Genomic DNA, 24,833 nt, shown 5'->3' on the forward strand with positions numbered 1-24,833 from the left:
AGTTTTCGGCAAGTTTCATTTGACCGTTCACCGTGGTGATTCATGAGCCTGCTATCGGAGTCGAAGAGCCCAAGGGGAGAAATCCTCTGTTCAGCCCAGCTCCTGATGGGTTCGGCGAGTCCTTCTTAGGGACAACATGTTCCGAATCCCTTACGTCGAGCGGTTCATCGCCGATACTTATTCACGGGACATTCAGGAACATCAAAAGTGGAGGACGCTTTGCCGTACGTGGACATCAATCCATATCGAAAGGCCACCCGGAAACGGTTCAAGTTCGGCGGTTTGATTGTCTTGTTGCTGGTAACGGCCGGAGTGGTCTACCTGGCGCTGTCTCGGTAGCGCTCGATGTCCATTGAAGACTACGTCGAAGGCCTGTCAACGATGCTTGGTGCTCTTGGAATTGTCGGAGGAGCTGGCATGTTGATCATCGCCCTTCGTATGCGGGGAAAGACTAAGCTGACTCGTCCTGCTTGTTGCGCTCCCGCGACAACGTGTGTCTGTCCAACGACGTAGGTTGAACGGCCTTGGAGTTCGCACGTAGCGTTCCCTGAATATGCCTCAAGCCGTGGTCCTACCGCGTATCCAGATCCTCGAACACCAGGAACGTCTGCGTATCCTGCACGCCCGGCATCGACTGCAACTGGTCGAAAATGACCCTGCGAAGGTGAATGTTGTCAGTGGCGCGGACCAGCAGGATGACGTCGAAATCGCCGCCGACAAGCGCGATGTGCTGCACCTCCGGAATGAGCCGAAGCTCTTCACGGAGCTCGCGCCACGAGTGCTGCTGCACCTTGAGCGTGACGTAGGCCGATGACTTCAAGCCGGCCTTGATGGGGTCCACAAGTGCGGTGAACTTAGTGAGCACGCCTTCGCCCGTCAGCCGGGAAATTCTCGAGTATGCATGCGCTCGACTGATGTGGACGTTTTCAGCTACCTGGGTCACAGACATCCGGCCGTCCCGTGTCAGCTCGGCAATGATGTCCCTATCCACTTGGTCAAGAGGAACTTCTGCTTGGTCGGTTTCGACCTCGGCCATCGCATCTCCAATTCGTCCACAGTGTGGGCCCGTTAGCCAGCTCACATTTGCGATTTGTCTTCCAGACTATAGGTTTCTGGCAAGCTTTTCCACGATTCTGGCCAGAGCTGGATACGAAACTTCGCTAGGGAACATACTGGTGACAAATAGTGGATACAGAAGGACGGACCAATGACGATCTCCGCGGACCATGAGGCCCAGGGTCTTGCTGACGCTCGGCCGGACGAAACCGAAGCAAACGATCAAGCTTCTGAAGTGCGGCGCAAGTTCGGAATCAGCGTGGAAGACTACATGCTGCCTGCCCGCCATCAGATCCAGATGGTCGATCCTTCTGGCGTGCTCAAGCCTGAAGCTGAACAGGGTACCGAACCCGGTCACGAATATCCCATCCCCGGCGATGCCGAACTCATGGCGGCTTACGAGCAACTGGTTGTCGGGCGACGGGTCAATGATCAGAACTCCGCCCTCGTCCGTCAGGGCCGCATGGCCGTTTACCCGTCCAGCCACGGCCAGGAGGCTTGCCAGGTAGCGGCTGCTCTGTGCCTCCGCGAAGGCGACTGGCTGTTCCCCACCTACCGCGACGCTGTGGCGGTCATGTCCCGCGGAGTGGACCCGGTGGAGACCATGACGATCTTCCGAGGCGACTGGCACGGCGGCTACGACCCCACCAAGCACAAGGTCGGCATTCAGTGCACGCCGCTGACCACCCAGCTGCTCCACGCCGTCGGAGTTGCCCATGCCGCCAAACTTCGCGGCGAAGACACCGTGGTGTTGGCAATGTGCGGCGACGGTGCCACGAGCGAAGGGGACTTCCATGAAGCTCTCAACTTCGCCGCGGTCTTCCACCTGCCTGTCATCTTCTTCGTACAGAACAACAAGTACGCGATCTCTGTGCCTCTGAGCCAACAGTCCGTGGCACCGTCGCTGGCGCACAAGGCCGTCGGTTACGGCATGGCCGGTGAGCGCGTTGACGGCAATGATCTGGTCGCGCTACTTGCCGTTCTGGACCGGGCGGTGAAACTGGCCCGTGAAGGCTCCGGCCCGCTCCTGATCGAGGCCCACACCTACCGCATGCAGGCCCACACCAACGCCGACGACGCCACCCGCTACCGGCAGGACAGCGAAGTGGCCGAGTGGACTGCCAAGGACCCCATCAGCCGCATGACGTCTTATCTCACCGGCCGAGGACTCCTCGACGACGACGGCTCGACACGAATCGCGGCAAAGGCTGAAGCCGTTGCGTCGCAGCTTCGCGAAGGCTTGGGGGAGGACGTCCCGGTCGACCCGCAGAACCTCTTCCGCTACGTCTACTCCACACCCACTCCGCAACTGAAGGAGCAGTCCGCCCTGCTCGCCGACGAACTCGCCCGTGAGGCATCCAGCCAGAAGGAGGCAGGCAAATGAGCCCCGCCGTCACCACATCCTCTGAGGCCACCGAGCACGCCGCAACCGGTGATGTCAGCTCTGCCACCGCCAGCGCGGCAGCCAGCGCAGCCGCAGTCGCCGAAGCCTCCGGCCCGCAGACCATCACCATGGCCAAGGCCCTCAACACCGCGATGGCGGACGCCATGGAGGCCGACTCGTCCGTCCTGGTATTCGGTGAAGACGTTGGTCGCCTCGGTGGCGTCTTCCGGATCACCGATGGCCTCATGGCCAAATTCGGAGAGCAGCGGTGCTTCGATACCCCGTTGGCCGAGTCCGGCATCGTGGGCATGGCAGTAGGTATGGCCATGAATGGAATGCGGCCCGTAATTGAGATGCAGTTCGACGCCTTCGCATACCCGGCCTTCGAACAGATAGTCAGCCACGTCGCCAAGATGCACAACCGAACCAAGGGCGCCGTCACGCTGCCCATGGTCATCCGCGTCCCGTATGCCGGCGGGATCGGCGGCGTAGAGCACCACTGCGACTCGTCCGAGTCCTACTACGCCCACACCGCCGGCCTAAAGGTCTACACGCCGGCGACGGTAGCGGACGGCTACCGCATGCTTCGCGAAGCCATCGATTCCGACGATCCCGTCATGTTCATGGAACCCAAGAAGCTCTACTGGTCCAAAGACCAGGTAGATTTGGGCGCCCTGCGCGCCGAACACGCCGCGAATGCTGCGACAGGATCCAGCAGCGAGGGCCGCGCCGCCGTCGCGCGCCCCGGCACTGATGCAACGCTTATTGCCTACGGCCCCTCGGTCCCGACCGCACTTGCCGCCGCGGCTGCGGCGGCTGAAGAGGGCCGCAGCCTTGAAGTGATTGATGTCCGCTCCATCGTGCCCTTCGACGACGAAACAGTCTGCGCATCGGTGCGCAAGACCGGCCGAGCTGTTGTCATCGCCGAGGCTCACGGATTCGCTTCCGTATCCTCCGAAATCGTGGCCCGGGTGCAGGAGCGCTGCTTCCATTATCTGGCCGCGCCCATCCGCCGCGTGACCGGCTTCGATGTCCCGTACCCGGCTCCGAAGCTGGAGCACTACTACTTGCCGAGCGTCGACCGCATCCTCGACGCCGTTGACGACCTTCAATGGGAGAACTGACCATGAGCACAGAAATGCAGGTGTTCCTGCTGCCGGACCTGGGCGAGGGCCTCACCGAGGCTGAACTCGTCAACTGGCTTGTGGCCGTGGGCGACGAGATCCGCGTGGATCAGCCGATCGCTGAGGTTGAAACCGCCAAATCCATGGTGGAGGTGCCTTCGCCGTACGCAGGCATAGTCGCCGTGCTGCACGGTGAAGCCGGCCAGACGCTGGACGTTGGGAAGCCGCTGATCTCGGTGGCTCCTGTCGGTGCTTCGGTTGCTGCTAAGCCTGAGCCTGAGCCTGCGGAAGAAAAGGTCCCTGCGGCGCCCGCGGTGGCCGTCGCTGCCGAGACCTACCGGTCCGAAGAGAAAGCCGGATCCGGGAACGTCCTCATTGGCTACGGCACATCCGGAGGCGGCGAAGCCCGCCGCACCCGGCCGCGGAAGGTGTCTGGTGGTTCTGCTGTTGCTGTGACCTCGGAGCCCGACTTTGCCGAACTCTCGTTGTCCCGTACGCGGATCCCAGGGAAGCTCTCCGCCGTGATTTCCCCATTGGTGCGCAAGATGGCCCGGGACCATGGAGTCTCGTTGGACGCCGTGCCTGGCTCGGGGGAGAGCGGGCTCATCCTGCGCCGCGATATTGAGGCCGCCATCGGAGGGGCCACGCGCGAGACCGCTCCCGTTGAGGTGCCCGCCGTTACGCAGTCTTCCAGCGGAGTCCAGCCTTCCACCGGAGTCCAGGACGCCCGTACCGGCTTGACCGTGGCATCGCGCACTCCGGTCCGTGGGATACGTAAAGCTGTTGCGGCCAACATGACCCGCAGCCGTTCCGAGATCCCAGAGGCAACTGTCTGGGTGGACGTTGACGCTACCGCGCTCCTTGAGATGCGTGCAGAACTCAAGAAGCGCGATCCGCACGGCGCTCCCGGCCTGCTCGCGTTCATCGCTCGTTTTGTGACAGCCGGACTAAAAAAATTCCCCGAGCTGAACACCCGGTTTGTCACGGCCGAGGATACGGCCGGCGGTGTGATGCAGGAGATCATCGCATTCGACGGCATCAACCTTGGCTTCGCCGCACAGACGGACCGCGGACTCGTGGTTCCCTCAGTCCGTAACGCCCATCTGTTGAACGCCCGCGAACTCGATACCGAAATCCGTCGGCTCACTGCCGTCGCACGCGACGGCAAGGCAACTCCGACGGAGTTGGCCAGCGGCACCTTCACCCTGAACAACTACGGAGTGTTCGGAGTGGACGGATCCGCTGCGATCATCAACTACCCCGAGGTTGCCATGCTCGGTGTGGGCCGCATTATCGACAAGCCCTGGGTGGTGGACGGCCAGCTTGCAGTCCGCAAGGTCACCGAGTTGACGCTGGCATTTGACCACCGCGTTTGTGATGGCGAGACGGCTGCGGGTTTCCTGCGGTATGTTGCGGACGCGATCGAGAACCCTGGGACGGTGCTGGCGGATTTGTAGGGTCAGCGAAGGTATCCGGATGTTTAGGACGTCGATGGTCCGAACATTTCCGCTTGCCTCACGCTATTCCTATCCACGTGTTAGCCGCAGTCGCAACATAAATGCGTTGGTTTGCGGTGCTAGGAGTGTCTTTTCGGAAGTAATAGTCCCCGGCGACTGACCCGACCACGTTGGGCGCGCCGTTTCCCGAGTACATCCCTGAACCCAGGCCAGCCGTTGTTCCGGGGGTAATAGCTCCGGTAGCACCGTTCATTGATGCGAGAGTGGCTGCGGATCCGTTGGCGGCGAAGAAACTAGTTCCTTGGGTGACCAAGTTGCCTTGGGCGTTGACGCGGACGCGGAGGTTTGACCCGCTGTCAAACCATTCCGTAAGGTTTTTCGCCTGCCCTTTCTGAGCATTGATGCGCAACGCCGTCGTGTTCGGTGTTGTTGGGTCGAGCATGAGCTGACCATTAGTGGTTGCGAATGATCCTGAGGCAATGACAGCGCCACTTATGGTCGCTCCTGAGAAGGCAGTGTAGGCGACGATGGTCCGACTAGATGAGTCCAACATGAACGTGCCGCCGCCAGCTGGAAGGGTCGCACCATGATTAGTGGTAAGTGTCTGCGGCGTGGTTGTCAGGGTATATGCGCCGGAAAGTGTGCCATAGCTCGCGGTGGGCTGCCCAACTTGAACTAGCGACGTCGATCCGTCCTTGTCGCCTCCATATTTGGCCTTGAATGCAGTGCCAGCGGAGCGACCTACACTGAGTTGGGTTTCGGAATTTGCTGGATCAATGACATACACACCGAAAGCGGTTGCGGCACCGGACGCTACTTGCTGCCAATAGGCTACGTATTTGTCAATACTGCCTGTTGCGCCGGGGTCGGTTTGGGTGGAGGTCTTGAAGCCATACCCGGAGGCGACGTGCGCTGTGCCGAGGACATTGAGACGGGTCCCCATACCGCCGACAGGGGCGGTGTCCCCGGCTACGGCCTGGACCGCGCCCTCGACGCGAACATTGGCTTCCCAGCCAATTACCGGCTTCGCCTGCGCCCAGCCAATGTTGCCGTCGTCTTTGAGATATGTAGTAGACGAACCGCCTTCTGCGCTGTCATCGGTGGTTGGGCCGTAGTAGAGCGTGTTCCCGAAGAGGCCCTGCGTTGTCTTGAGCACTGGACTGCCGGGCGAGGCAAAGCCGAACCGCTTGTACCATCCCAGTCCGCCAGCAATCCCCGACGGCGAACCTGAACCAGCGAATCCCATGCTTCCGGCATCCCCAAAAATAGGGGTTGTGGGGTAAGTTCCGGAAGCGTCTGCAACCCGATAAAGGCCTGTCCCCGTGGCAACCACCGGAACGTACGTTGGGCTGAGGTTCCAATCGGCCGCGCTATAGCTTGCCCCTGAAGTAAAACTCCTCTTCGCCGTGACCATGTCACCGGACGGGTTGAGGACAGGGGAACCAACAATGTAGGCGGTGTTTGGTTGCCATTTCAGGACGTAATTGGCGGCGAGATCACTGGTGCCGATTCCTGTCTGTGCCAGCCCGGACAACTCGGCTGCTTGGGCCCGCTCGGCCTCGAAGCTTGAAGCTGCGAAGACACCTGTCACCGCTGTCGCGAGAGCTCCAAGCTTGAATACGCCACGGCGTTTGATACTGGCGGCACCCCCCAGCGGCGCACCTCGTTCCTCAGATTCGTTGTACATGACCGACCACAATCCCAGATGGTGTTGATAGGAGACCGTTGATCGACCAGGAAGAGCTGCGCAGGTGGTCGGGAGCTTGAAGAAGCCCCGAGGTAGTACGCATTCCTACAGGTAGATCGACATGTCCAAACGCTAAGTGCGCGGGATTCCCCTAACCACAGTAGCTATTACGCCTTTTTAGCCGTCCATACTCGCTTCTGCCGGCTGAGCTACGTATTTCGTTCGATGAGATTTAGCCTGAACACTCGCGGCAGAGGCGGCGGAGCCACACACTATTTGCCGAAACTTGGCGTGCGATAGCACAGCTTCATGGCTGGTCGGCGAAATTGAAAATAGGGTCTGACGTGGGAGTACGTCAAAAGAGCCCTGTCTGTGGAGATGCTCACTGCAGGGGTTGGGCTTGTAAGGTTTGAATTTCCTTAAGAATCAAGTACTGCACGTTCAGGGTTTTAGTTACTAAGGTGACTTACTAAAATTTAGCGAATCTTATGGCGGAATCCGGCAACCGTCCGGGCAAGCTGGGCAATTGTGGAATCCGCTGCGGGCGGGACCATGTCGCGATTATTCGAGTTCTTTTATAAATATTCTGGAGGAATCACTTTTTGACTCAGCAGTCCGGGTGGATCGCAACCTTGACGAAGGCCGCCGTCTGGTACAGGTACTGGTATGCCCAGGAATACGTGGGGTCAGTCAAAGAAACCGGCGGCAAGTTCATCCGGTCAGCGACCATGTGAAGGTCTCCTGAGTAGCAGCGGCTTACGATCACTCGGGCCCGTGTCACGTGGAACTGGGCGGTCAGGACGTCAGCACTCTTCCAGCCATACTGATCCGAGAGGTCTTTTAGTGCTCGCGCTTCGCCTTGGGTAGTGAACGGATCAGGGTTGAAGCAGATAATCCGGTACGAGCGGTGATCGCCACATATTGCCGCTTCGAATCTGCCATCTTTGCCCACCGGGCTTGAGACGGCAATGGTTGGCGCGTAACCCTGCTGCATCAGCTGTTCGGCGTAGACCATGCGTTGGTCCGGCGGACCGAGCACGAACAGCACATCAGCGTGTTTGGGTTGGTCTGCAGGCGGAGCCACGTACAGAAAGATGCCGGCAACGGCCCAGAAGATCGCCAAGGCTGCAAGGACAGCAAACGAGCGAAAGAACAGACGCTTCTTTCGGACAGGCGGGTTGGCCTGTATTTCGTGATCGCGGAGAAGAGTCATACCGTCCTCTTACCAATGCGGGGATGTGGGCGGCAGCGCTGCACTGGATCTAAGACTACTATCTGCTCACACAGAGACCCGCCGCTGGCTCACCCAAGAACAACCCGCAGGACGACCTTGTCGCCATCGGCGCTGAGCGTCACTTCCTTGGACAATGCCTGAAGCGTTGTCATCCCGAGACTAGGGCGGACCGGGCCTCGGAGCCTGCCAGGGGAACTGATGCTTATGTGAATGGCGCCGGTGTCGGCCGCCGATCCTGTCGGGCGCGATTCAGGAAGCGACATCGTGACCCGGACATTATTTCGTACACCGTGCCGGATGGCGTTGGTGAATCCCTCGGAGAGCACCTCAATCACTGCCTCAGCTCGGGCCGGGTCCTCGTCGCATGGCGCCCACACACCGGGATCAATGTCGCACGCGAGCTTCAACACGCGCCCCCAGGTACTCAGCAGTTCCCGGATACTGGACGCTCCGCGCACCGACTGCCCGTGTGGCTCTTCCAAGATCTCACTCTGCGCAGCAGCCACGGCGCTGGCCAAGATGTCCCTAACGTCCTGCGGGGCCAGATCCTCTTCCGCGTCGTTCCCTCTGGAGCCGGCCAGGGCGAGGGCGCTCGAAACCAGGTTTCCTTGCAGCTTGGTGTGCAGGATCCTGGCGACCCTCCGGCGGGTGTGGAGCAGCTTTTGGTGCGCGCGGTCTGCAAGCTTGAGTAGCTCGTTGAGCGAGCGTGCCAGCCTGACTTCATGCCGCCGTCGTTGGCGTTCGGCAGCTCGAAGAAGCGCCACCGTGAGCGCAGTCAGCGGATAGGACCAGAGGGCGGACCAGTAGAAGAGCTGGGCATAGCCGAACGCCTCCTGTAGGAGGCAGGTCACCGACGCGCCAAGTGCGGACGTGCCCGCGTAGCAAAGGGTCATGGCGGAAATTCGCCGCAGGGGACTGGCGATCCTCCGTACCGTCCGGGCGGTTGCCGCGTTCCCGACGAGCAGGATGGTCCCGCCCACAACCCCCTGAACCAGCAGGAAGAGGAGGCCGTATTCTGTCAGCAGTCGCACTGCGATGAGCGATTCGAAGAGCAGCACAGGCAATGCGATCGGTGCGGCTCTGATCAAATGCGGGAGTCCCTCGGTGGGTTCCGCGCGGGAAGGCGGCCGCGGAGGGGGTGTCTCAGGTGGCAAAGGGGTGTGGTCGTGGAAGAGCTGGTGGCTCATCGGGCGGACGACGTCATCGGAGATGGTCCGCAGCAGGCGTGAAGCCTCGGATCTGTGGAGGGTTGCGCTCATCCGGGAAGCGAGGACCGCGTCAAGACGTTTGGAGAGTTCGGTGACATAGTCGGAACGGATCGAGCGCAAGCGGTGCTCATCGAATCCGAGCTGAGCCTCGATCGCAGCCTGGGCAGCGCGGAGCCGGCGTTCAAGCACGGCGTGCCCGCGGATGGAGTCCGTCAGCATCGCGATCGCCGAGAGGAAAACCAGGGCCGCCCCGATATTGATGAGGACGCGGGCCCAGAGATCTTCACTCAGGTCCGCGATATTCAGGGCCCGTGCGGACCAAGCCACCAGGAGCGGGCGGCAGGCGCCCAGGAACGCGAAGGTGCCGAACGCCGTCGTAATTCTGCCTTTGAGGCTCGGGCGGGCCGGGATCAAGGGGCGCAGGAGTATCCCCAAAAGGCCAAGCACCACGTGCACCAGAAACACGACGGCCGTGCCGGAAGCTTCCTCAGCCAGCGGGACCGATCCCGTCCCAGCGAGCGTGACCGACCCGGCAAACATATTCATGACTGTCAGCGCCAAGGGCAAGGTCAGAAGCCACGACCAGAAGCTCAAGGCATTGTTACTGCCGATACCCCGGGCCCAGAGCGCAGGGGAGCGGCGGCTCATTGATCGCTATCGGCAGGGGCCGGCAACCCAAACGTGCGCGAGTACAGCGTGGCCGCGGCAACCCGCGGATTGACGTCCGGATTCCGGTTCAGGCCAAGGGCCTCGAACGTGCGCGAGACGGCCTTCTCCACGGAGCGCATGCTGCTTCCCCGTTGTTTGGCGATTTCAGCGTTCGACCATCCCTCCGCGACCAAGCGCAGGATATCCAACTGCACGCGGGTCAGCGCGCCGATCTTCGCTGCGCCAGACTCCACCGGGGGAGTCACCGTGACGGGAAGCTCCACGAGGGTCGAGTTCACCGCACTGATGAGGCCGTCCACGGAGTCGAGGGACGACTTGTTGACGAACGTTGATCCCGCCGGCAACTCGGAAAACGGAGCTTCCGACGGATAGTTCGTCAGGAAAACGATGGCACACCCCGGTGAGAGCGCCTTCACCACGTGCGCCAGTTCGACGCCGTTGGGCCGGGTACCCAGGTCAATGTCAGTCACGAGAACATCGGGATCGACGGCGGCGAACATCGATATGGCCTCGGACGCGGAGGCACAGTCATGCACGTCGAATTCCGCGCCCCTCAAAGCCTCGGCAACAAGCCCGCGCATGAACGGTTGATCTTCGACAACCAGTACCCGCCGAACCCACCCCATAGCCCCCATGGTTGAAGGGTATCCGAGCACACCGAGTGATTCACCGGCAGCAGCCAGTTGTTACGGCTCAGGACAGATCACGACGGCGGCGCGCACGCGTTACGTTTCGCGACGGCGGCTGCCGGAGTGCTCGCCTCAGGCTTCGGCCTCAGTGGCGGAGGGCGATCGTGACTACGAAGATTGTGGCGGCAGCCAGAATCGCCAATCCAACGTAGGACAGCTTCCGCTGAACCCTTCTCCGGCGCTCGCGCCGTTCATCCCTGGCCAGATATCCCGTGCTGTAGTTCCCCATGCCGCGAGGATATCGCCGGTGAATTTGCGCTCGCCTCTCGGGGTTCGGTTATTGCGACCGGTTTGGCTGCCCGCCTACTCCGGGGTAGCGCGGCTGACCACTCAATTTCGCAGCGATCACCACTCAAATTCGCAGGGATTACCACTCAAATTCGAGCAAACGGCCACCTATCGGTCCTTTTCGACGATAGCGTTCGTTGTGGGTTAGCCGCCCCCGGAGTGGGGTAGCCGCCCCCGGATGGTGCGCCCGATACGTCAGCCCCCTGAGATACCGGGCGTGAGACTTTGCTTTCGGAGCAGCCAAGTCTGTGGCCGGCCAAACCGACTGGCCGGCCACACCATTCGACAGGATGGACTACCGGTTACTGGGTCCCATAGTCCATCCACCCAGAACCCCGCCCGCGCAAACTATCACGCCAATAATGAGTAGCCGGTTTCTTACGTGCGCAAAAATATGTGGTGTTTACAATGTTCATCACCAGAGCGGCCAGACTGACTAAGAGTGCTATGCGGTACGCGTGCTGGCCGGTGCTGCGCTGACCGGCAATAGCCCACACCAACGCAAGCACGGACAGCGCAGCCCCCAGAAGCGGGTGAAGGACTGTCAGGACGCCCCCAATGACCCCGACAATTACGCACAGTCGGGAAAACCGGATGCCGCTTTCGGTACCATTTACGTTCGCGGTCAATTTGAAACCCCTGTCCTAGTAGATCTCACCAGAGTTCACGAATCCGGCTCGCGGTAGGCGTGCACCATAGGGTCGGCGTGATCCAGCTCGGCTGCGCGCGCACGCGCGGCCTTCTTCCTCCGGTGAAGTACTACTTCATTGATCACGTAGGAAACCAGGACCAGAGATGGCAAGAGGATTTGAAGCCACAGGTCCCAATTGGTCATAAAAAGGGGCGCCAAGGATGCTCCAAACATCGGCGCATGCGCGCACGAGTACCATTTCACGATTGCCTTCTCTCAGAAGCCGCAGTCTCGACCAGGCATATCCCGGAGCGGAGCGGACGGTTTAGAAAGGTTGATTCCATAGCACTTTGTGGCAACCAGCCTGGCGCCCCTGAACGCGCCACTGATGATACCGATGGCCGATATGGCTCCGCTAACACCGCTCACCCTACAAATCAGATTCACGACCGTTGCGATCCATCCGGTTAGCTTGCTGAATGTGCAGCCTACCCACGTTCCACCGACGAACACCGCGGCCGAGAGTCCCGCTAGCACCTGCAACTCGGCGCCGGTGAGAGCGAGGACTGGCCACGGTACCGAACCGTCAGTTTCCACCTTCGCGGTGGATCCGGCCGCGAGAGCTAATGGGAATCGGTAATCGCGCAGTGCTTTGTCCGATTCGACCGTGATCAGCGTTTGCGAGCCGTGTGGGGTGCTGTAGGTGGTCGTTGTCGCGCCGGACAGGGCGGTTGTTAGAAGTGGTGCGCCTTCGCCAATAAAGTGCCCGATCGGGACGCCCTTAAGCTGGGCAGGTCTCGTCTCTGACTTTTTGCCGGGAACGGTAATCCGTACCGCACCCGAGGGGGATTGCGTTTGGACTGCTGCGGTTCCGGGGGCGTTCCCGGCCATCACATCCACGCCGTCGTACTTCTTGGCGATTTCATGCAACGGAAGGGCACTTGGCCCGGGCGACAACCCCTGATCCCGGGCGACAGGCTGGACTCCACGGCCGGTATCAGCTCCTATCCGCTGATCTTCCTGTTCCTGGGGTGCCGTGTTCCTTCGGGCACTACCTGCATGTGCCGGTGCGGCAATAAGGATGGTCGCAATCAAAGAAAGACATGCGGTAGCTGAGGCAAAAATATGTAGACGTCGCAATTGAGGCTCCTATTCATATAGGTGCCCCCTGAGACCCGCAGCTTGCAAGAAGTCATACGGTCTTTTTGCCTTTGTTGGAAGGGAATTTCGAGCAAAACTCGTCTTACGTGAGTTCTTAAATTTGCATTTCAAAAGGAGGATTAGCGAGTCGGCTGTGGTTAGATTTCTCGATCTACGCCTCGTTGGTCTCTCGCAGTTCCCCCGGAAGGACACGGGCCGCGAAGCCTTCCGGCGGCCCGCGCGGGGGACTAGGATGCCGGAATGAAAGTTACCTTGCTCCGCGGGGAGGGCGATGGCGGCCCCGATTGCCCACATCAATTCGTTGGTCGCTGCGATGATTGCCGCGACGCTGAACGAAATTCGAGTGGTGAATCCGGCGGCCATGAGCCAGCCGGCCCCAGCGATTAGTCGGCGGTGATGCCTCCGAGAGGTGTCGTTCGTCGGCACTTGCTTCGAATAAGTAGGTGGAATCCATGAGGATTACGTGATTGGGCGGGGTCACGTCGGCGGCGCGCTGGAAAGTCTCATCGCCCTGACCTCAACGCTCGACAGGGGAGAACTCGGTCCGTCCTTTTACCGCTTCAACCGCCCAGGCTAGTTGGCGGCACGCTTAGGCCTCAACCCAAGCTGAGGGGCGCAGCCCCCTACTGCAGCTTGAACAGATTGTGCGTCGCCGGACCCTCCAGCAGCTTTCCCGCGGCCGTATAGCGCGAGCCATGCAGGGGGCAGTCCCAGGACTTCTCGGCGTCGTTCCAGTGCAGGATCCCGCCCAGGTGCGCGCATTCCGCCGACACCCTGCACACCACGCCATCCACCGTGCAGATAGCCGCGGGCTTCCCGTGGAACAGTCCCGTGACGCCCGTGCCCTCGGCGGGGTGGGTTTCCTCCGTGATGGCCGGCTTCTCCTTCAAGGCGGCCTTGTCCCGGAAATTCTGCTGCTGGGTCTCCACGTTGAGCGAAATCGTCGACGCAGCACCGCGGGGACCTGTCACCCGGTGGTGGATGATGCGGGCCCACTCCAGCTTTTCGCCACGGATATCGGCGGTGATATCCAGCGCCGCCGCAACACCGTTGGTCATGCCCCACTTGTTGTAGCCGGTGCCGAAGAAGATCTTCCCGTGGCCCCGGGGGAACCTGCCGAAGAACGGCATGAGGTTTCCGGCCTGGTAGTCCTGGGCAGCCCACGTGTGCGTCACCTCGGCGCCAGGATAGTGCTGTTGCGCCCAGCCGAGCAGCTCATTCACGTGCACCTGCGTCGACGGCGCCCGGCCACCCGCATGCCCGAACCCGCCCACCAAAAGCAAGGTCCCGCCGTCGGGCATTGGATAGTCCCTCAGCGAGCGGGTGGGCGGCTCGGCGGAAAGGTACATTCCGGGAGGAGGGCTCATGCCGTCCGGCAGCCGCAGCGCGGCCGCGTACGAGCGGTTAGGCCGCAGCTTCGCGAAGTAGAGCCCGCGGTTCAGGATGGGTGTCCCGGTGGCGAGCACCACGTAGCGGGCGCGGACCTCGCCCTTCCTGGTAACCACGGTCAGGGGATCGCCGTTGCGGACATTCATGACGCGGATACCCTCCACGATGCTGCCGCCGGCAGCCCGGACATCCGCAGCCAGCGCATCCAGGACGTCCATGGGGTTGAACTGCGCCTGCTTCGCAAGCCGCAAGGCGGCGTCGACGTCGAACGGCAACCCGGTCTCGCGGGTGGACTTGACGTTGAGCCCGCACGCCCGGGAAGCGTTGGCCTCGGCGACAAGGTGTTCCGCGCCGGTGGGTGTGGTGGCGAAGGTGTAAGCATCCCGGTACTGGAACGGCACACCCCGGCCCTCGAGGTAGTCGAGCAGCCATTTCTGGCCTGCCCGGTTCGCGTCAACGTAGGCGCGGACCACGTTCACCGAATACTGGTTCCGGAGCCTGGACAGTGTGGTGCCCTGCAAAAGGCTCAACTTGGCCGTGGTGTTGCCGGTGTTGACCGCCCCGATATGTCGTGCCTCGAGGACCAGCACGCTGCTCCCGGTCCGGGCCAGCATGAGGGCCGTGGCCAGGCCCGTGATTCCGGCGCCCACCACGACGGCGTCGTACGTGTTCCCTGGCGTGAATTCATCGGGGCTCGCGGTTGCGGAAGCCTCGCGCACGTCTAGCCAAAGAGAAGTCATAGCAGTCCCACGTCCCTTCAGCCGGGGCGCGGCCCACACCGGATTTAGCGCGGCGGCGGCCCGGTAGTGCCAGAGAACCAGAAGGCCGCAAGAGAAGCAAGAGGGGAGCGCACTGGCACCCTACGCAACGCGGGGTCACTTACGGCCCATGTTGCTGCCCGACATGGGCCGCAATGCACCCCGCGTTGGCGCAAGAAAGGCTATGACAGACCGGTCTGTCATAGCCTTTCTTGCGCCAACGCGGGGTCACTTCCAGCCCATGTTGCTGCCCGACATGGGCCGTAAGTGACCCCGCGTTGGCGCAAGAAGGGCTATGACAGACCGGTCTGTCTTGGCGGGGTACGAGTAAGATTGCTCTTACCATGAGCACGCCAGATGCCTCGGAAGCACCCGGTCCGTCTTCATCGCCAGCCGGACAAACCACCACCCGTGATGACGCGGTGGATCGAATCCTGGACGCCGCCTACGAACTGTTCTCGCGGCGCGGGATCCGCGCGGTCGGCGTCGACCAGCTCATCGAGCGTTCAGGGGTGGCGAAGGCCACCTTCTACCGCCACTTTCCGTCCAAGGACGATCTGGTTCTTGCATTCCTCGCGCTTCGGGACCAGATCTGGACCGTGGACTTGATCATCTCCGATGCCCGGAGCCGGGGAGACACCGCCGAGGAGCAGTTGCTCGCCATCTTCGACGTCTTCGGGGATTGGTTCCAGCGGGAGGACTTCGAGGCGTGCTCGTTCATCAACGTCCTCCTCGAAATGGGCCGTGAGCATCCGCTGGGGAAAGCCAGCATCGGCTACCTCGCCAGGATCAGGGGACACATCCAGGAACTGGCCGAGGAAGCCGGGCTCGAGCGCACCGAGGAATTCGCGCGGTCCTGGCACATCCTGATGAAAGGCTCCATCATTTCGGCCACCGAAGGCGACGTCCTGGCATCAAAGCGCGCACAGCAGATGGCGGCCTGGTTGATAGAACAACACCGAGGCCCGGATCGGCCTGTAGCTGCCTGAGTTATCCGAAGCGGCGGCCCTTTTGGGGGTTCGCGACCGTCAGCTGCGAGTGGTTCTGCCGCGACCGCCGGGGGAGGCGAGATGCCGGGAGCGCCCGCCCCACTTTGCCCATTCGCTGGGCTGCACCGAGGGCCGCCCAAGGTGATACCCCTCTCCGAGGGTTACTCCCAGATCCGCAAGAGTGGCGAGTTCGTCCCTGGTTTCGATGCGTTGGGCAATCAAGGCCGCCCCGATCTCCCGCGCGAACGCGACCTCGGCCTCGACGAGTTCCTGCCGGAGGGAATCCTGGTTGAGACCCGCAGTCAGATTCCGCTCCAGCTTGATCATTTCCGGCTTGAGCCGAAGGATATGGCTGGCCCCGGCGAAGAAGGAACCCGTGTTTTCGATGGACAAGCGCACGCCAGCACTGCGCAGCGGAGCCACCGCGGCGTCAAGCGAAGCGGCCTGCTCCTGGGGGAACTTCCCGGAGACTTCAAGGATCACCCGCGCGGGAGCCAGCGGCGTTTGCTCGAAAAGCCCAGGAAGGCGCGGGTCCAGGCAGACCTCGTCGGAAAGTTTCAACGCCACGAAAAGGTGGGCCGGCAGCTTCAGCGCGGCCTCAAGCCCCGACTCCAACGCCGCGAATTCGAGATCCGTTCGGAGCCCCGAGTCCTCAGCCTCTGCGAACCAGTAATCGGCAGGGTCTCCGCTGTCGCTGACGAAGCGGGTCAAAGCCTCGGCGCCGACCACCGTGGACGTACTGAGGTCGAATACGGGCTGGAAAGCGGTCATCAGCATGTGGTCGCGGAGCACCGCCTCAAGACGCGCGCTGCTTGGGTGCTGGCTGATTGCGTGTTGGCTGTTTGCGTGCTGGGACTCCGGCTCGCCTTGGGCGGCCGGGTTGTCCTGTGACTCTGGCTCGTTTTGCGGGGCCGGCTGTTCCGACCTGAGTGAAGACAAGTGTTCCAGCAGCGCCTCTTCCGGACGCCCAGGGTGGGCAGCAATGTGCCGGCGAAGTTCCTCGCGCACCGCATCTGTTGCCTGCGAAGAGTCCCCTAAGACTTCATCGATGATTTCCAGTACCTGGAGCCGCAGCCCGCGCAACTGCTCGAGGGGCGGCTCCGTAGCCTCCGGACTAGCCGGCATCCCTGAATCGGTCAATGCACGAGCAGACGGTTTGCGCGTCGACATGAATCATTCCTTTGCCTTGAGTTCCGGCTGAGCCCGGGACCTGCAACAAAGCAAACACTACAGCCGAACAATCCGGTCGCCCCGGATTGAAATGAAATCTTCATAGGGATGTAACGCTGCGCTGCGCTCCTGGGCGCAGTTACACCCGATTGTGATCTGTTCCGGAATTTTCCGCGCCGGACAGGAGTGCGTAGTATCCCGGAACCCACTGCGGAAGGCCGCCGGCGTTCATTGGGACCACCTCGATGTTCATCGGGCCGTCCGCAATCAACTGCCAGTCGGAATCCGAAAAGGCGCGGTGCCGTTCCGCGGCACCGAAATGCCCGGGCCTGGGAAGGTTCTCCAAGGCGCGCCGCAGTTGCAGGGGAATGCTTTGCCGGGTGGCGCCGAGCTCGGTCAGGTAGCCGAGGCTAGTTCCGCGGAAGTTGGTTTCGGCCAGCAACACCCGGCCTCTGTTCCCGACGGCGGTCCGCAGGTTGGCGGCCATAGCGGCCTGCTTGCCGGGTTTCAGGACGTGGAAGACTCCGCGGACAAAGACGTTGGCGGGCCCCAGCCGCTCCAACAGGACCTCTCCGGCACCTGCCGAAGCCGCATCCAGAACCATGAAGTCGGCATTGTGGACGCCTTCTGCTTCCTTGCGCGCCATCTCGATCGCCCCGTTGGACACGTCGATTCCGAGAACCCGGGGAAACAGGCCGGCAAGCCAGCGGGTGTGGGTGCCGTTGCCGCACCCGACGTCAACTACCGGAAGAGCTGGATCAAAGTGGGCCGCGATCGCGTTGGAGTACTGAGCATGCTCGGCCGCGGAGTCGGAGTCCCAAAGCACATCTCCGGAACGGCCAGTGGTGCGGATTCCGCGCCAGTATCCTTCCCACGCGGTGTCCGGATTTCTCGGTGCCCGGGAAGCGAGGCGTACTACTGTGGGGACAAGCAACATCTGGTCCCAAAGCTTCGACATGCGCTAACTCTACAGACGCCGTGCGGGCCGGCGGAGTTGACGCGGTATTTCGGAGGGAGGCCCCGGATAGCCGAAGAAGTAGCCTTGCCCGTAGAGGCAACCCATGGCCTCCAGCTGGGCCGCCTGCTCGGCGGTTTCGATGCCTTCCACGGTTGCGTTGAGCCCAGCAGCGAAAATCAGCTGCAGGATGGCGGAGACGAACTTTTGCTGCCGAGGGTCCAGCTCCATGTCCTTGATGAGGGACTGATCCACCTTCACAGTGTCCGCCGGAAGCGACCTGAGGTAGCTGATTGACGAATAGCCCGTACCGAAATCGTCGATTTGCAGCCCCACGCCGAGCTCCCGTAGCCCGCTCAGGACCTGTTCCTGCACGGTTTCACGCGACATCAAGACGGTCTCTGTGATCTCCAAGATCAACCGCCGCGGATCCACGCCATATTTGGCCAGCGTGGCCTTGATGTCCTCCAGCAAGTCGGTCCGAAGCAGTTCGGCGGCGGAAAGATTGATGTGCAGGCAAAAGTCCGTCAGCTCCGGGTCTGTTTGGCTCCAGCGGCTCATTTGGGCAAGACCTTCATGCAGCACCCACCGTCCCAGCTCAAAGATCAAGCCGGTTTCTTCTGCGATGCCAATGAAGCTGCCCGGCATGATGGTTCCGCGAACAGGGTGATGCCATCGGAGGAGGGCTTCCACCCCGATGACGCGGCTGGAAGCCAATTCGACCACCGGCTGATACACCAGCCCCAACTCGCCTCCGGCAACAGCGGTGCGTAGTTCGGCGGTTATTCGCGACCGTTCCTGAACGGCGTCGAGCATGTCCGGGTGGAAGAGTTGGACATTATTCCGGCCCCGAGCCTTTGCCTGATACATGGCAATATCGGCGTCGCGCATCAGCGCCTCCGCCCGGTCCCCGGGCTTGCCGATGCAAACGCCGATGCTCGCCATCGCCCAGACCGTTTCTATTCCGATGCTCATGCTGTCCTGCAGATACTCCGATGCGCGGTGCGCAATCCGAAGGATCTCCCCTTCCGTGGCCCCGGTAATGAGAATGGCAAACTCATCCCCGCCCAGGCGGGCCACAGTGTCCTGCTCCCTGACGGCCGAGCGGAGCCGTTTGGCAACTTCCACCAGCACGGCGTCACCGGCGCTGTGGCCCAGGATGTCGTTGATGGCCTTGAAGGAGTCCAGATCCAGGAGCAACACGGCCGGGGCTTTTCCGCCGTCCGTGCTGGACCGGGTCGCTTGCTGGATCCGCTCGGTAAGCAGTGTCCTGTTCGCGAGGCCCGTGAGGGCATCTGTCTTGGCCATCTGTTCCAGCTCAACCTGCGTTCGCCGCAACATAGCCGTGCGGGCGGCCACGCGCTGCTCCAGATCCGCATGGATGTGGCCCAGCTCCTCCGCGAGCAGGTTGACTCCCGTGATGACGGCATCAATGTCATCACGATGCTTCGACGGCTCAATGCGTGCGTCCAGATCGCCGGCAGCCAACCGGACAACGCCGTCAACCAATAGCTGCAGGCGCGGGTCCTCAACGCCCTCTCTCGAGGTCACGTATTCTCAGCGGGCAGCAGCAAGGAGCACATCCTGGGCTCAGGAACCCGCATTAAGCCAGTCCAGGGCCTCGCTGCGCGATGTGAAGAAACGGGTGGGGCAAGGCGGGACGTGCACTCCCAGGAAGAAGTTCGCCAGGACCCGGTCAACAGGCGACGAGCCCAACAGTGCGATGCGCGAAGCGCCGCAGGGAATGGACCACACACCCCGGGCCTCCCGGCTAACGGAAGCGACCGTGGCCATGTCTACAAGCATTGGATGCTGCTCCTGTTGGCAGAGCTCGTTGACTTTCGCCATGGCCGCCCGCGCATCCTCAACCTCAATGGCGACCCCGCGCCGCCAGCGCAAATGGAGAAGACCGTCGACGCCCAAATCGACACTGGCCTTTTCACCGTCCGAAGTATCCGGTAACACGATCATGTCCTCCCCAGGCAGGCGGCCGAACCTAGCTGCAACTAGTTAACAAGCAGCAATCGCCAACCCCGATAGCGTAGCTCCCCGCGCATTGCTCCTCAAGCCTTCTCAGTGCGCATCGACCGATTTCGAACGGCCCGGGTCTCAACTGTGCCTTTCCTCCCGATCCTCCCAGCTCTACGTGGGTAGAATCGAGGCCTGAACACTGCCGGAACGCATCAGACGGAGAAACAATGTCAGCATGGCTCGAAGTCGGCCCTAACAACTACGTGTTGGAGACCGAAGGGTGCCTGCTTAACACGGGCCTCGTTGTAGGTACGGAACGAGCCATGGTGATCGACACCGGTTGCGGCCCCCGCCAAGGCCGGCAGATCCTCGCCGCAGTCCGCGAAAAGACCCAGCTGCCGCTGGTCGTCGTGAACACCCACGCCCACTACGACCACTACTTCGGCAACGCCGTTTTTGCCGACGACGGCGTCACCGAGTTTTGGGGGCACGTCAACTGTGCGGCGACAATCGACGACGACGGCGACCACCAGCGCCGCTTCGTCGCCGCCACCGAACCGGAGATGGCCGCGGGCCGGGGCGACGCCGTCGAACTCGTCATTCCCAACGCGATCGTCAAGGATCAACCCGTCCTGGTTGACCTCGGCGGACTCACCGCCACCCTGTTCTACCTGGGCCGCGGCCACACCGACGGCGACCTCCTGGTAGGCACGCCCAGCACCCTTTTCGCCGGTGACCTCGTGGAACAAGGCGCGCACCCGTCGTTCGAGGACTCCTACCCGGAAGACTGGGCAGATGTCCTGCGGCACATCTCGGCGCTGCGCCACCGCTACGAGTTCCTGATCCCCGGCCACGGCAAGCCTTGCAGTGACCAGTTCGTGAAGACCATGGCAGACACCATGTCCACGGCGGTACGTCAGGCTAGGCAGTCGATCCGGGACACGCCGTCGGACGCTACCAAAGCGATCCCGGTGCTTCCCTACGGACCCGAGCAATCACGCTGGTTCATCAAGCGGCTCCAGGAGACGCAAGCACACCACTAAGGGGTGTGCTTGAAGGTCAGGTTCGATTGAGCCTCGGTGTGCTTGCTGCGCCTACGAGCAGCGCGAGCGCGCCCAGGCCCAGCGGCAGTCCGCCCAAGGTGGCGAGGCTTCCGACTATCAGCGGTCCGCCCGCGTCGCCGAGTTCCCTGCCGAGTTCGGCTGAACCCATGGTCCTGCCCATCCGTTCGTGGGGCGTGGTGTCGGCCAGATGGGCGAACGCGAGCGGGGTGGCCGTTCCGATCCCGGCCCCGATCAGCAGGGCGGCGATGAACAGGGTGATGGGTCCCGGTGCAGCGGCCACGATTCCGATGCCCGCGGCGGTCAGCAGCAGCCCGGCCCTCATCCCGGCTGCGTCGCTGATCCCTCGCAAATCACGCCGCGTTCCGACCCAAGGCGAGATGATGGCCGAAGCGATGGCCAGCACGCTCACTGCGGCCGTCCCTGCGACGGGATCGAGTCCGTGCCGGGTCGCCAGGGCGGGCAGGAAGCCGATGGCGGCACCCAGGGCGCCGGTGGATGCAGCAAGCACCGCCGTGGGCACGAGGAAACGCCGTTCGGTGATCTGCCGGGCGAGGTCCAGGGCGGTGTACCTGACGCGGGGAACCGGTTCGAACCGCGGCAGGCTCACCGCCACCCACAGGGCGGTGGCTGCCGCCAGGGCCGACAGGGCCGCAAAGAGCAATGCGAAGCCGCCGGCCTGGATCAGTCCGGCTCCCAGGAGCGGGCCGAAGATGTAGCCGAGGCTTTTCCAGGATCCATAGCGGCCAAAGAATTTCCCGGCGTTCTTTCCGCCGGCCAGCCGTGCCACGGTGGCCGACGAGGCGGGGGAGAATGCCGCCGCGGATGCGCCCTGGCCGAAGCGGGCGAGGCCCAGCAGGAGCGGATCCGCGCCCCACAAGCCCACCAGCGAGAAAACGGCGAACGCCAGCAGGCCCCCGACGATGACCGGCTTGGGCCCAATCCGGTCACTGAGGACACCGAAGACGGGTTTGAGAAACACCTCGGCCAGGTCGTAAACGGCCAGCAGGATGCCCAGGTTCAGCAGGCTCAGGCCGATGTTCCCGCTCTGGGCTCCCATTCCTGCGGCGATGCTGTGGGCGCCGAAAGCGGTCACGAATCCCGCTGCATAGAGAGGAATGGTCGGCCTGTGGATTGTACCGGCAGGGCTGGTGCGGCTCACTGGTGCACCGCCCGGTAGACAAGGTCATTCATGGGGTGCCCTGGTCGATGTGTGTTTGAGGGCGTGCCGGGCTTCCACCGCGGCGTAGTAGATGATCACGACCCCTGCCAGCGGATCGGCCCACCACCAGCCGAACAGGGCATTCAGCGCGAGCCCGGCCAGCACCGCGCCGGCCAGGTAGGCGTCCACGAGGGTCACCTTTCCTTCCGCGCGGAGTACGGGATTGCCCAAGCGCTGCCCGGTGCGGATCTTGCCCCACGCCAGGGCAAGCATCACCACGAAGGTCAGGGCCGTCCAGACGATGCCCAGACCCGAGGTTGCGGGGCGGACGCCGGTGGCAAACACAACGGCCACCTGGATGAGCAGGTAAGCGCCCAGAATGGCGAAGGCGATCCCTATCAGGCGCATCGCGGGGGCTTCGCGCTCTTTGTGGGCACCCTTGAGCTGCCACACCACCACGATCGAAGCGAAGATCTCGATCAGGGAATCCAGGCCGAAACCGGCCAGCGCCGGGGAGCCGGCTTGAATGGCGGCGGCTGCCAGGACGCCCAGGCCCACCACATTCCAGCCCAGGGTCGCGTATTCAAGCCGCAAACCGCGGCGCAACAAGAGTTTGCGGACTTCGCTTGTGTCGTTAATGCTGGCCATGGGTGTCCTTTGTCTTGGGGCGCGCTAGCAGCAGTCTTCACCCTTCCACGCTTCGCGGCCTTCTTTGACGGCCACGGCGGCGATGATGAGGCCAATGACGGGGTCAAGCCACCACGCGGCGAAGACCGCATTGCCGGCCAGTCCGATCAGGACAGCGGCGGCCGTGGCGGCACAGAGCAGGTTCTGGGTTCCTTCACCGGCAGTGGCCCCGGAATCCAGCCTGGCGCCAAGGCGCTGCTTGGCGACGCCGAGGGCAGGCATGATGAGCAGGCTCGCCGCCGTGAGCACGATGCCCAGGACGCTGTTCCCGGCCCGGTGTCACGTGGCCAGATCGATGATCGACTGGATTCCGATGTACGGCGCCAGGAGCCAGAAACTGATGGCGACGGCCTTTTGGGCGCGGCCTTCGGCGGTTTCCGACATTGTGCGGGAGCCGGTGAACCGCCAGATTACGATGATGCTCGCCAGGCCCTCGACGGCGGAGCTGAGCGCCCAGCCGATCAGTGACACGGAGCCTGCCGTACCGCCGGCAAGCAGTCCGAGGGCTCCCTCCAGGACCATCCAGGCCAGGCTGAACCAAGACAGCAGCCGGACGATACGGGCGTCCTTGATCCAGGCGGCCTCCGGGACTGTTGTCATCAGTGGGTTCCGGTTTCGTGCACGGCGTGGCCGGCGGGTTCGAGCTGGAAGGTGGAGTGTTCGACGTCGAAATGGCCGGTCAAGCAGCTTTGCAACTGGTCAAGGATGAGCGGGGCGTGTCCATCGTGGAAGCAGCTCTCATCCAGGACGACGTGCGCGGAGAGGGCAGGAAGGTCGGAGGTGACCGTCCAGACGTGCAGGTCGTGGACGTCGTGCACGTGCCCGGTTTCGAGGAGGTGCGCCCTGACCTGGTCCAGGTCGACACCTTCGGGTGCGCCTTCCAGGAGGATCCTCCCGGAGTCCCGCAGCAGTCCCCATGCGGCGTGCAGCATCAGGGCCACCACAATGAGGGAAGCGATCGCGTCCGCACGGGTAAAACCGGTGGTCAGGACGACGAGCCCGGCGACCGCCGTCGCAATGAATCCGTAGAGGTCGGTCAGGATGTGCTGGAAGGATCCTTCAACGTTCAGGCTGGACCGGTTGGCTTTGGCCAGCACCCACACCGCCACGAGGTTCACGATGATGCCGAAGATCGCGACGATGAGGACAGGGCCGCCCTCAACCGGTGGCGGATCAAGGAGGCGGTGGATTGCCTCCACGGCCACGAGGGCGCTGATGACCAGCAAGGTGATTCCGTTGGCGGCCGCGGAGAGGATTTCGGCACGCTTGAATCCGAACGTCCAGATTCCCCGCGCCGGACGGGCCGCGAGGTTGATCGCCCACAGGGAGGCGGCGATCGCCCCGGCGTCGGTGAGCATGTGCCCGGCGTCCGAAAGCAGCGCAAGCGAGCCGGAAAGGATGGCGACAATCACCTCGACGATCATGAACCCGACAATCAGCGCCAACGCGATCACCAGATAGCGCCGGTCCGCGTTCGCTGCTATCGCGTGGCTGTGGCCGTGGCTGTGGTGCTTGGCTGGGTTGCCCGCCGTGTCATGGTGGTGGTTGCTCATTGGCCGCTGTCCTTCTTGGCCGTGCGCTCGGGATGAACGGCGACGGTATGTCCTGTGTGGGTCAGGCCCAAGTCCAACAGCATCCGCACGTGGGCATCATCCAGACGGTAGTAGGCCATCCGGCCGCGCCTCGAAACGGAAACCACCCGGTGGGCGCGCAGAAGCCGCAACGCATGGCTGACTGCACTCTCGCTCATCGCCGTCGTCGCTGCGAGGTCGCATACGCACAGCTCGCCGCCCTCCAACAGGGACGTCAGCAACCGCAAGCGTCCCGGATCGCCCAGCAATGAGAACACGTCCGCCAGCTCGGCAATGTCGTGATCCGAGGGCAGGGCCGCCCGGACGAGTTCGACCTTGCCGGGGTCGACAAGTTTCACGCCGCATTCATCGACGGCTTCACGAACAGGCACGGAACCTCCAACATCTGAACAGGTATTCAGATGTCAGTATAGGGGACACGGTCCGTAGCCGGAGGCTGCCGGTTGGGAACTTCGCAACAGTTATCCCGTTTACGGCGGCAGCGGGTTGGGCTTGCCTTCTTAGCGCGAAC

At 62.6% G+C, this 24,833-nt stretch carries 24 protein-coding genes; 5 read left to right on the forward strand and 19 right to left on the reverse strand.

All coding sequences use genetic code 11. The annotated features are described in order from the left end of the window. Window positions 1-571: 571 nt before the first annotated feature. Complete coding sequence (locus VLA65_RS12745; protein WP_284989995.1) at window positions 572-1,036, reverse strand: Lrp/AsnC family transcriptional regulator; 465 nt, start codon at window positions 1,034-1,036, stop codon at window positions 572-574. 171 nt (window positions 1,037-1,207) lie between these two features. Between VLA65_RS12745 and pdhA the strand changes: the two genes are divergently transcribed. Genes pdhA through VLA65_RS12760 form a run of 3 tightly spaced genes read left to right on the forward strand, consistent with a single transcriptional unit; the run spans window position 1,208 to window position 5,021 of the window. Further along, entirely contained in the window at window positions 1,208-2,440 is a 1,233-nt protein-coding gene (gene pdhA, locus VLA65_RS12750) for a pyruvate dehydrogenase (acetyl-transferring) E1 component subunit alpha (RefSeq protein ID WP_332602708.1), read from the forward strand. Then, on the forward strand, window positions 2,437-3,564 hold the full coding sequence (locus tag VLA65_RS12755; RefSeq protein WP_332602709.1) for an alpha-ketoacid dehydrogenase subunit beta: 1,128 nt from the start codon (window positions 2,437-2,439) through the stop codon (window positions 3,562-3,564). Before pdhA ends, VLA65_RS12755 begins: the two co-directional genes overlap by 4 nt. A gap of 2 nt (window positions 3,565-3,566) precedes the next feature. After that, window positions 3,567-5,021 carry a dihydrolipoamide acetyltransferase family protein gene (locus VLA65_RS12760; protein ID WP_332602710.1) on the forward strand — a complete coding sequence of 485 codons (1,455 nt, stop codon included), beginning with the start codon at window positions 3,567-3,569 and terminating at the stop codon, window positions 5,019-5,021. 58 nt (window positions 5,022-5,079) lie between these two features. On the opposite strand, the gene VLA65_RS12765 is transcribed toward VLA65_RS12760, so the two are convergent. From VLA65_RS12765 to VLA65_RS12800, 8 genes are all read right to left on the reverse strand, one after another. After that, window positions 5,080-6,720, reverse strand: coding sequence for a hypothetical protein (locus VLA65_RS12765; RefSeq protein WP_332602711.1), 1,641 nt, complete (start codon window positions 6,718-6,720; stop codon window positions 5,080-5,082). A gap of 595 nt (window positions 6,721-7,315) precedes the next feature. Then, window positions 7,316-7,921, reverse strand: coding sequence for a YdcF family protein (locus VLA65_RS12770; RefSeq protein WP_332602712.1), 606 nt, complete (start codon window positions 7,919-7,921; stop codon window positions 7,316-7,318). Between the two features lie 89 nt (window positions 7,922-8,010). Next, window positions 8,011-9,798 carry a hypothetical protein gene (locus VLA65_RS12775; protein ID WP_332602713.1) on the reverse strand — a complete coding sequence of 596 codons (1,788 nt, stop codon included), beginning with the start codon at window positions 9,796-9,798 and terminating at the stop codon, window positions 8,011-8,013. Further along, entirely contained in the window at window positions 9,795-10,454 is a 660-nt protein-coding gene (locus tag VLA65_RS12780; protein ID WP_332602714.1) for a response regulator transcription factor, read from the reverse strand. Before VLA65_RS12780 ends, VLA65_RS12775 begins: the two co-directional genes overlap by 4 nt. Window positions 10,455-10,593: 139 nt before the next feature. Continuing rightward, a complete protein-coding gene (locus VLA65_RS12785; RefSeq protein ID WP_332602715.1) occupies window positions 10,594-10,737 on the reverse strand; it encodes a hypothetical protein in 144 nt (47 codons plus the stop codon). Window positions 10,738-11,460: 723 nt separating this feature from the next. Next, complete coding sequence (locus VLA65_RS12790; protein WP_307053644.1) at window positions 11,461-11,631, reverse strand: hypothetical protein; 171 nt, start codon at window positions 11,629-11,631, stop codon at window positions 11,461-11,463. A gap of 72 nt (window positions 11,632-11,703) precedes the next feature. Beyond that, on the reverse strand, window positions 11,704-12,357 hold the full coding sequence (locus VLA65_RS12795; protein WP_332602716.1) for a hypothetical protein: 654 nt from the start codon (window positions 12,355-12,357) through the stop codon (window positions 11,704-11,706). Between the two features lie 854 nt (window positions 12,358-13,211). Beyond that, window positions 13,212-14,717, reverse strand: a complete 1,506-nt coding sequence (locus VLA65_RS12800; protein WP_332602717.1) for an FAD-dependent oxidoreductase — start codon at window positions 14,715-14,717, stop codon at window positions 13,212-13,214. Between the two features lie 362 nt (window positions 14,718-15,079). Here VLA65_RS12800 and VLA65_RS12805 point away from each other — a divergent pair, with 362 nt between their 5' ends. Continuing rightward, window positions 15,080-15,724 carry a TetR/AcrR family transcriptional regulator gene (locus tag VLA65_RS12805; RefSeq protein WP_284989977.1) on the forward strand — a complete coding sequence of 215 codons (645 nt, stop codon included), beginning with the start codon at window positions 15,080-15,082 and terminating at the stop codon, window positions 15,722-15,724. A 39-nt stretch (window positions 15,725-15,763) separates the two neighbouring features. Here VLA65_RS12805 and VLA65_RS12810 read toward each other — a convergent pair whose 3' ends face one another. From VLA65_RS12810 to VLA65_RS12825, 4 genes are all read right to left on the reverse strand, one after another. Beyond that, window positions 15,764-16,894 carry an EAL domain-containing protein gene (locus tag VLA65_RS12810; protein WP_332602718.1) on the reverse strand — a complete coding sequence of 377 codons (1,131 nt, stop codon included), beginning with the start codon at window positions 16,892-16,894 and terminating at the stop codon, window positions 15,764-15,766. Window positions 16,895-17,033: 139 nt separating this feature from the next. After that, a complete protein-coding gene (locus VLA65_RS12815; RefSeq protein WP_332602719.1) occupies window positions 17,034-17,852 on the reverse strand; it encodes a class I SAM-dependent methyltransferase in 819 nt (272 codons plus the stop codon). A gap of 9 nt (window positions 17,853-17,861) precedes the next feature. Next, window positions 17,862-19,400 (reverse strand): putative bifunctional diguanylate cyclase/phosphodiesterase, encoded by a 1,539-nt coding sequence (locus tag VLA65_RS12820; protein ID WP_306959080.1) that lies wholly within the window; start codon window positions 19,398-19,400, stop codon window positions 17,862-17,864. 39 nt (window positions 19,401-19,439) lie between these two features. Further along, entirely contained in the window at window positions 19,440-19,814 is a 375-nt protein-coding gene (locus VLA65_RS12825; RefSeq protein WP_253257089.1) for a DUF7793 family protein, read from the reverse strand. A 233-nt stretch (window positions 19,815-20,047) separates the two neighbouring features. Between VLA65_RS12825 and VLA65_RS12830 the strand changes: the two genes are divergently transcribed. Continuing rightward, the gene (locus VLA65_RS12830) at window positions 20,048-20,863 is read left to right on the forward strand and encodes an MBL fold metallo-hydrolase (RefSeq protein ID WP_306959078.1); all 816 of its coding nucleotides are present in this window, start codon (window positions 20,048-20,050) and stop codon (window positions 20,861-20,863) included. Between the two features lie 16 nt (window positions 20,864-20,879). On the opposite strand, the gene VLA65_RS12835 is transcribed toward VLA65_RS12830, so the two are convergent. From VLA65_RS12835 to VLA65_RS12860, 6 genes are read right to left on the reverse strand one after another with little or no spacing between them, the layout of a single operon-like run. Then, a complete protein-coding gene (locus tag VLA65_RS12835) occupies window positions 20,880-22,043 on the reverse strand; it encodes an MFS transporter (protein WP_332602720.1) in 1,164 nt (387 codons plus the stop codon). Window positions 22,044-22,067: 24 nt separating this feature from the next. Continuing rightward, window positions 22,068-22,691, reverse strand: coding sequence for a cation transporter (locus VLA65_RS12840; protein ID WP_332602721.1), 624 nt, complete (start codon window positions 22,689-22,691; stop codon window positions 22,068-22,070). A gap of 24 nt (window positions 22,692-22,715) precedes the next feature. After that, window positions 22,716-22,988: a cation transporter gene (locus VLA65_RS12845; RefSeq protein ID WP_332602803.1), complete on the reverse strand. Its 273-nt coding sequence runs from the start codon at window positions 22,986-22,988 to the stop codon at window positions 22,716-22,718. Window positions 22,989-23,009: 21 nt separating this feature from the next. Continuing rightward, window positions 23,010-23,330 carry a hypothetical protein gene (locus VLA65_RS12850; RefSeq protein ID WP_332602722.1) on the reverse strand — a complete coding sequence of 107 codons (321 nt, stop codon included), beginning with the start codon at window positions 23,328-23,330 and terminating at the stop codon, window positions 23,010-23,012. Then, window positions 23,330-24,283 carry a cation diffusion facilitator family transporter gene (locus VLA65_RS12855; protein WP_332602723.1) on the reverse strand — a complete coding sequence of 318 codons (954 nt, stop codon included), beginning with the start codon at window positions 24,281-24,283 and terminating at the stop codon, window positions 23,330-23,332. Before VLA65_RS12855 ends, VLA65_RS12850 begins: the two co-directional genes overlap by 1 nt. Continuing rightward, a complete protein-coding gene (locus tag VLA65_RS12860; protein ID WP_332602724.1) occupies window positions 24,280-24,693 on the reverse strand; it encodes an ArsR/SmtB family transcription factor in 414 nt (137 codons plus the stop codon). The genes VLA65_RS12855 and VLA65_RS12860 overlap by 4 nt, the downstream gene beginning before the upstream one ends. Between the last annotated feature and the right edge of the window lie 140 nt (window positions 24,694-24,833).

This window comes from Arthrobacter sp. S2(2024), assembly GCF_036662515.1.
Taxonomy (GTDB): Bacteria; Actinomycetota; Actinomycetes; order Actinomycetales; family Micrococcaceae; genus Arthrobacter.

Excerpts from the sequence above, each read along its gene's own strand:
- VLA65_RS12780 (WP_332602714.1), bottom strand. The coding sequence starts at position 10,454 with ATGGGGGCTATGGGGTGGGTTCGGCGGGTACTGGTTGTCGAAGATCAA.
- VLA65_RS12790 (WP_307053644.1), bottom strand. The coding sequence starts at position 11,631 with ATGACCAATTGGGACCTGTGGCTTCAAATCCTCTTGCCATCTCTGGTC.
- VLA65_RS12770 (WP_332602712.1), bottom strand. The coding sequence starts at position 7,921 with ATGACTCTTCTCCGCGATCACGAAATACAGGCCAACCCGCCTGTCCGA.
- VLA65_RS12810 (WP_332602718.1), bottom strand. The coding sequence starts at position 16,894 with ATGTCGACGCGCAAACCGTCTGCTCGTGCATTGACCGATTCAGGGATG.
- VLA65_RS12785 (WP_332602715.1), bottom strand. The coding sequence starts at position 10,737 with ATGGGGAACTACAGCACGGGATATCTGGCCAGGGATGAACGGCGCGAG.
- VLA65_RS12805 (WP_284989977.1), top strand. The coding sequence starts at position 15,080 with ATGAGCACGCCAGATGCCTCGGAAGCACCCGGTCCGTCTTCATCGCCA.
- VLA65_RS12840 (WP_332602721.1), bottom strand. The coding sequence starts at position 22,691 with ATGGCCAGCATTAACGACACAAGCGAAGTCCGCAAACTCTTGTTGCGC.
- VLA65_RS12855 (WP_332602723.1), bottom strand. The coding sequence starts at position 24,283 with ATGAGCAACCACCACCATGACACGGCGGGCAACCCAGCCAAGCACCAC.
- VLA65_RS12745 (WP_284989995.1), bottom strand. The coding sequence starts at position 1,036 with ATGGCCGAGGTCGAAACCGACCAAGCAGAAGTTCCTCTTGACCAAGTG.
- VLA65_RS12830 (WP_306959078.1), top strand. The coding sequence starts at position 20,048 with ATGTCAGCATGGCTCGAAGTCGGCCCTAACAACTACGTGTTGGAGACC.
- VLA65_RS12850 (WP_332602722.1), bottom strand. The coding sequence starts at position 23,330 with ATGACAACAGTCCCGGAGGCCGCCTGGATCAAGGACGCCCGTATCGTC.
- VLA65_RS12755 (WP_332602709.1), top strand. The coding sequence starts at position 2,437 with ATGAGCCCCGCCGTCACCACATCCTCTGAGGCCACCGAGCACGCCGCA.
- VLA65_RS12815 (WP_332602719.1), bottom strand. The coding sequence starts at position 17,852 with ATGTCGAAGCTTTGGGACCAGATGTTGCTTGTCCCCACAGTAGTACGC.
- pdhA (WP_332602708.1), top strand. The coding sequence starts at position 1,208 with ATGACGATCTCCGCGGACCATGAGGCCCAGGGTCTTGCTGACGCTCGG.
- VLA65_RS12800 (WP_332602717.1), bottom strand. The coding sequence starts at position 14,717 with ATGACTTCTCTTTGGCTAGACGTGCGCGAGGCTTCCGCAACCGCGAGC.
- VLA65_RS12775 (WP_332602713.1), bottom strand. The coding sequence starts at position 9,798 with ATGAGCCGCCGCTCCCCTGCGCTCTGGGCCCGGGGTATCGGCAGTAAC.
- VLA65_RS12760 (WP_332602710.1), top strand. The coding sequence starts at position 3,567 with ATGAGCACAGAAATGCAGGTGTTCCTGCTGCCGGACCTGGGCGAGGGC.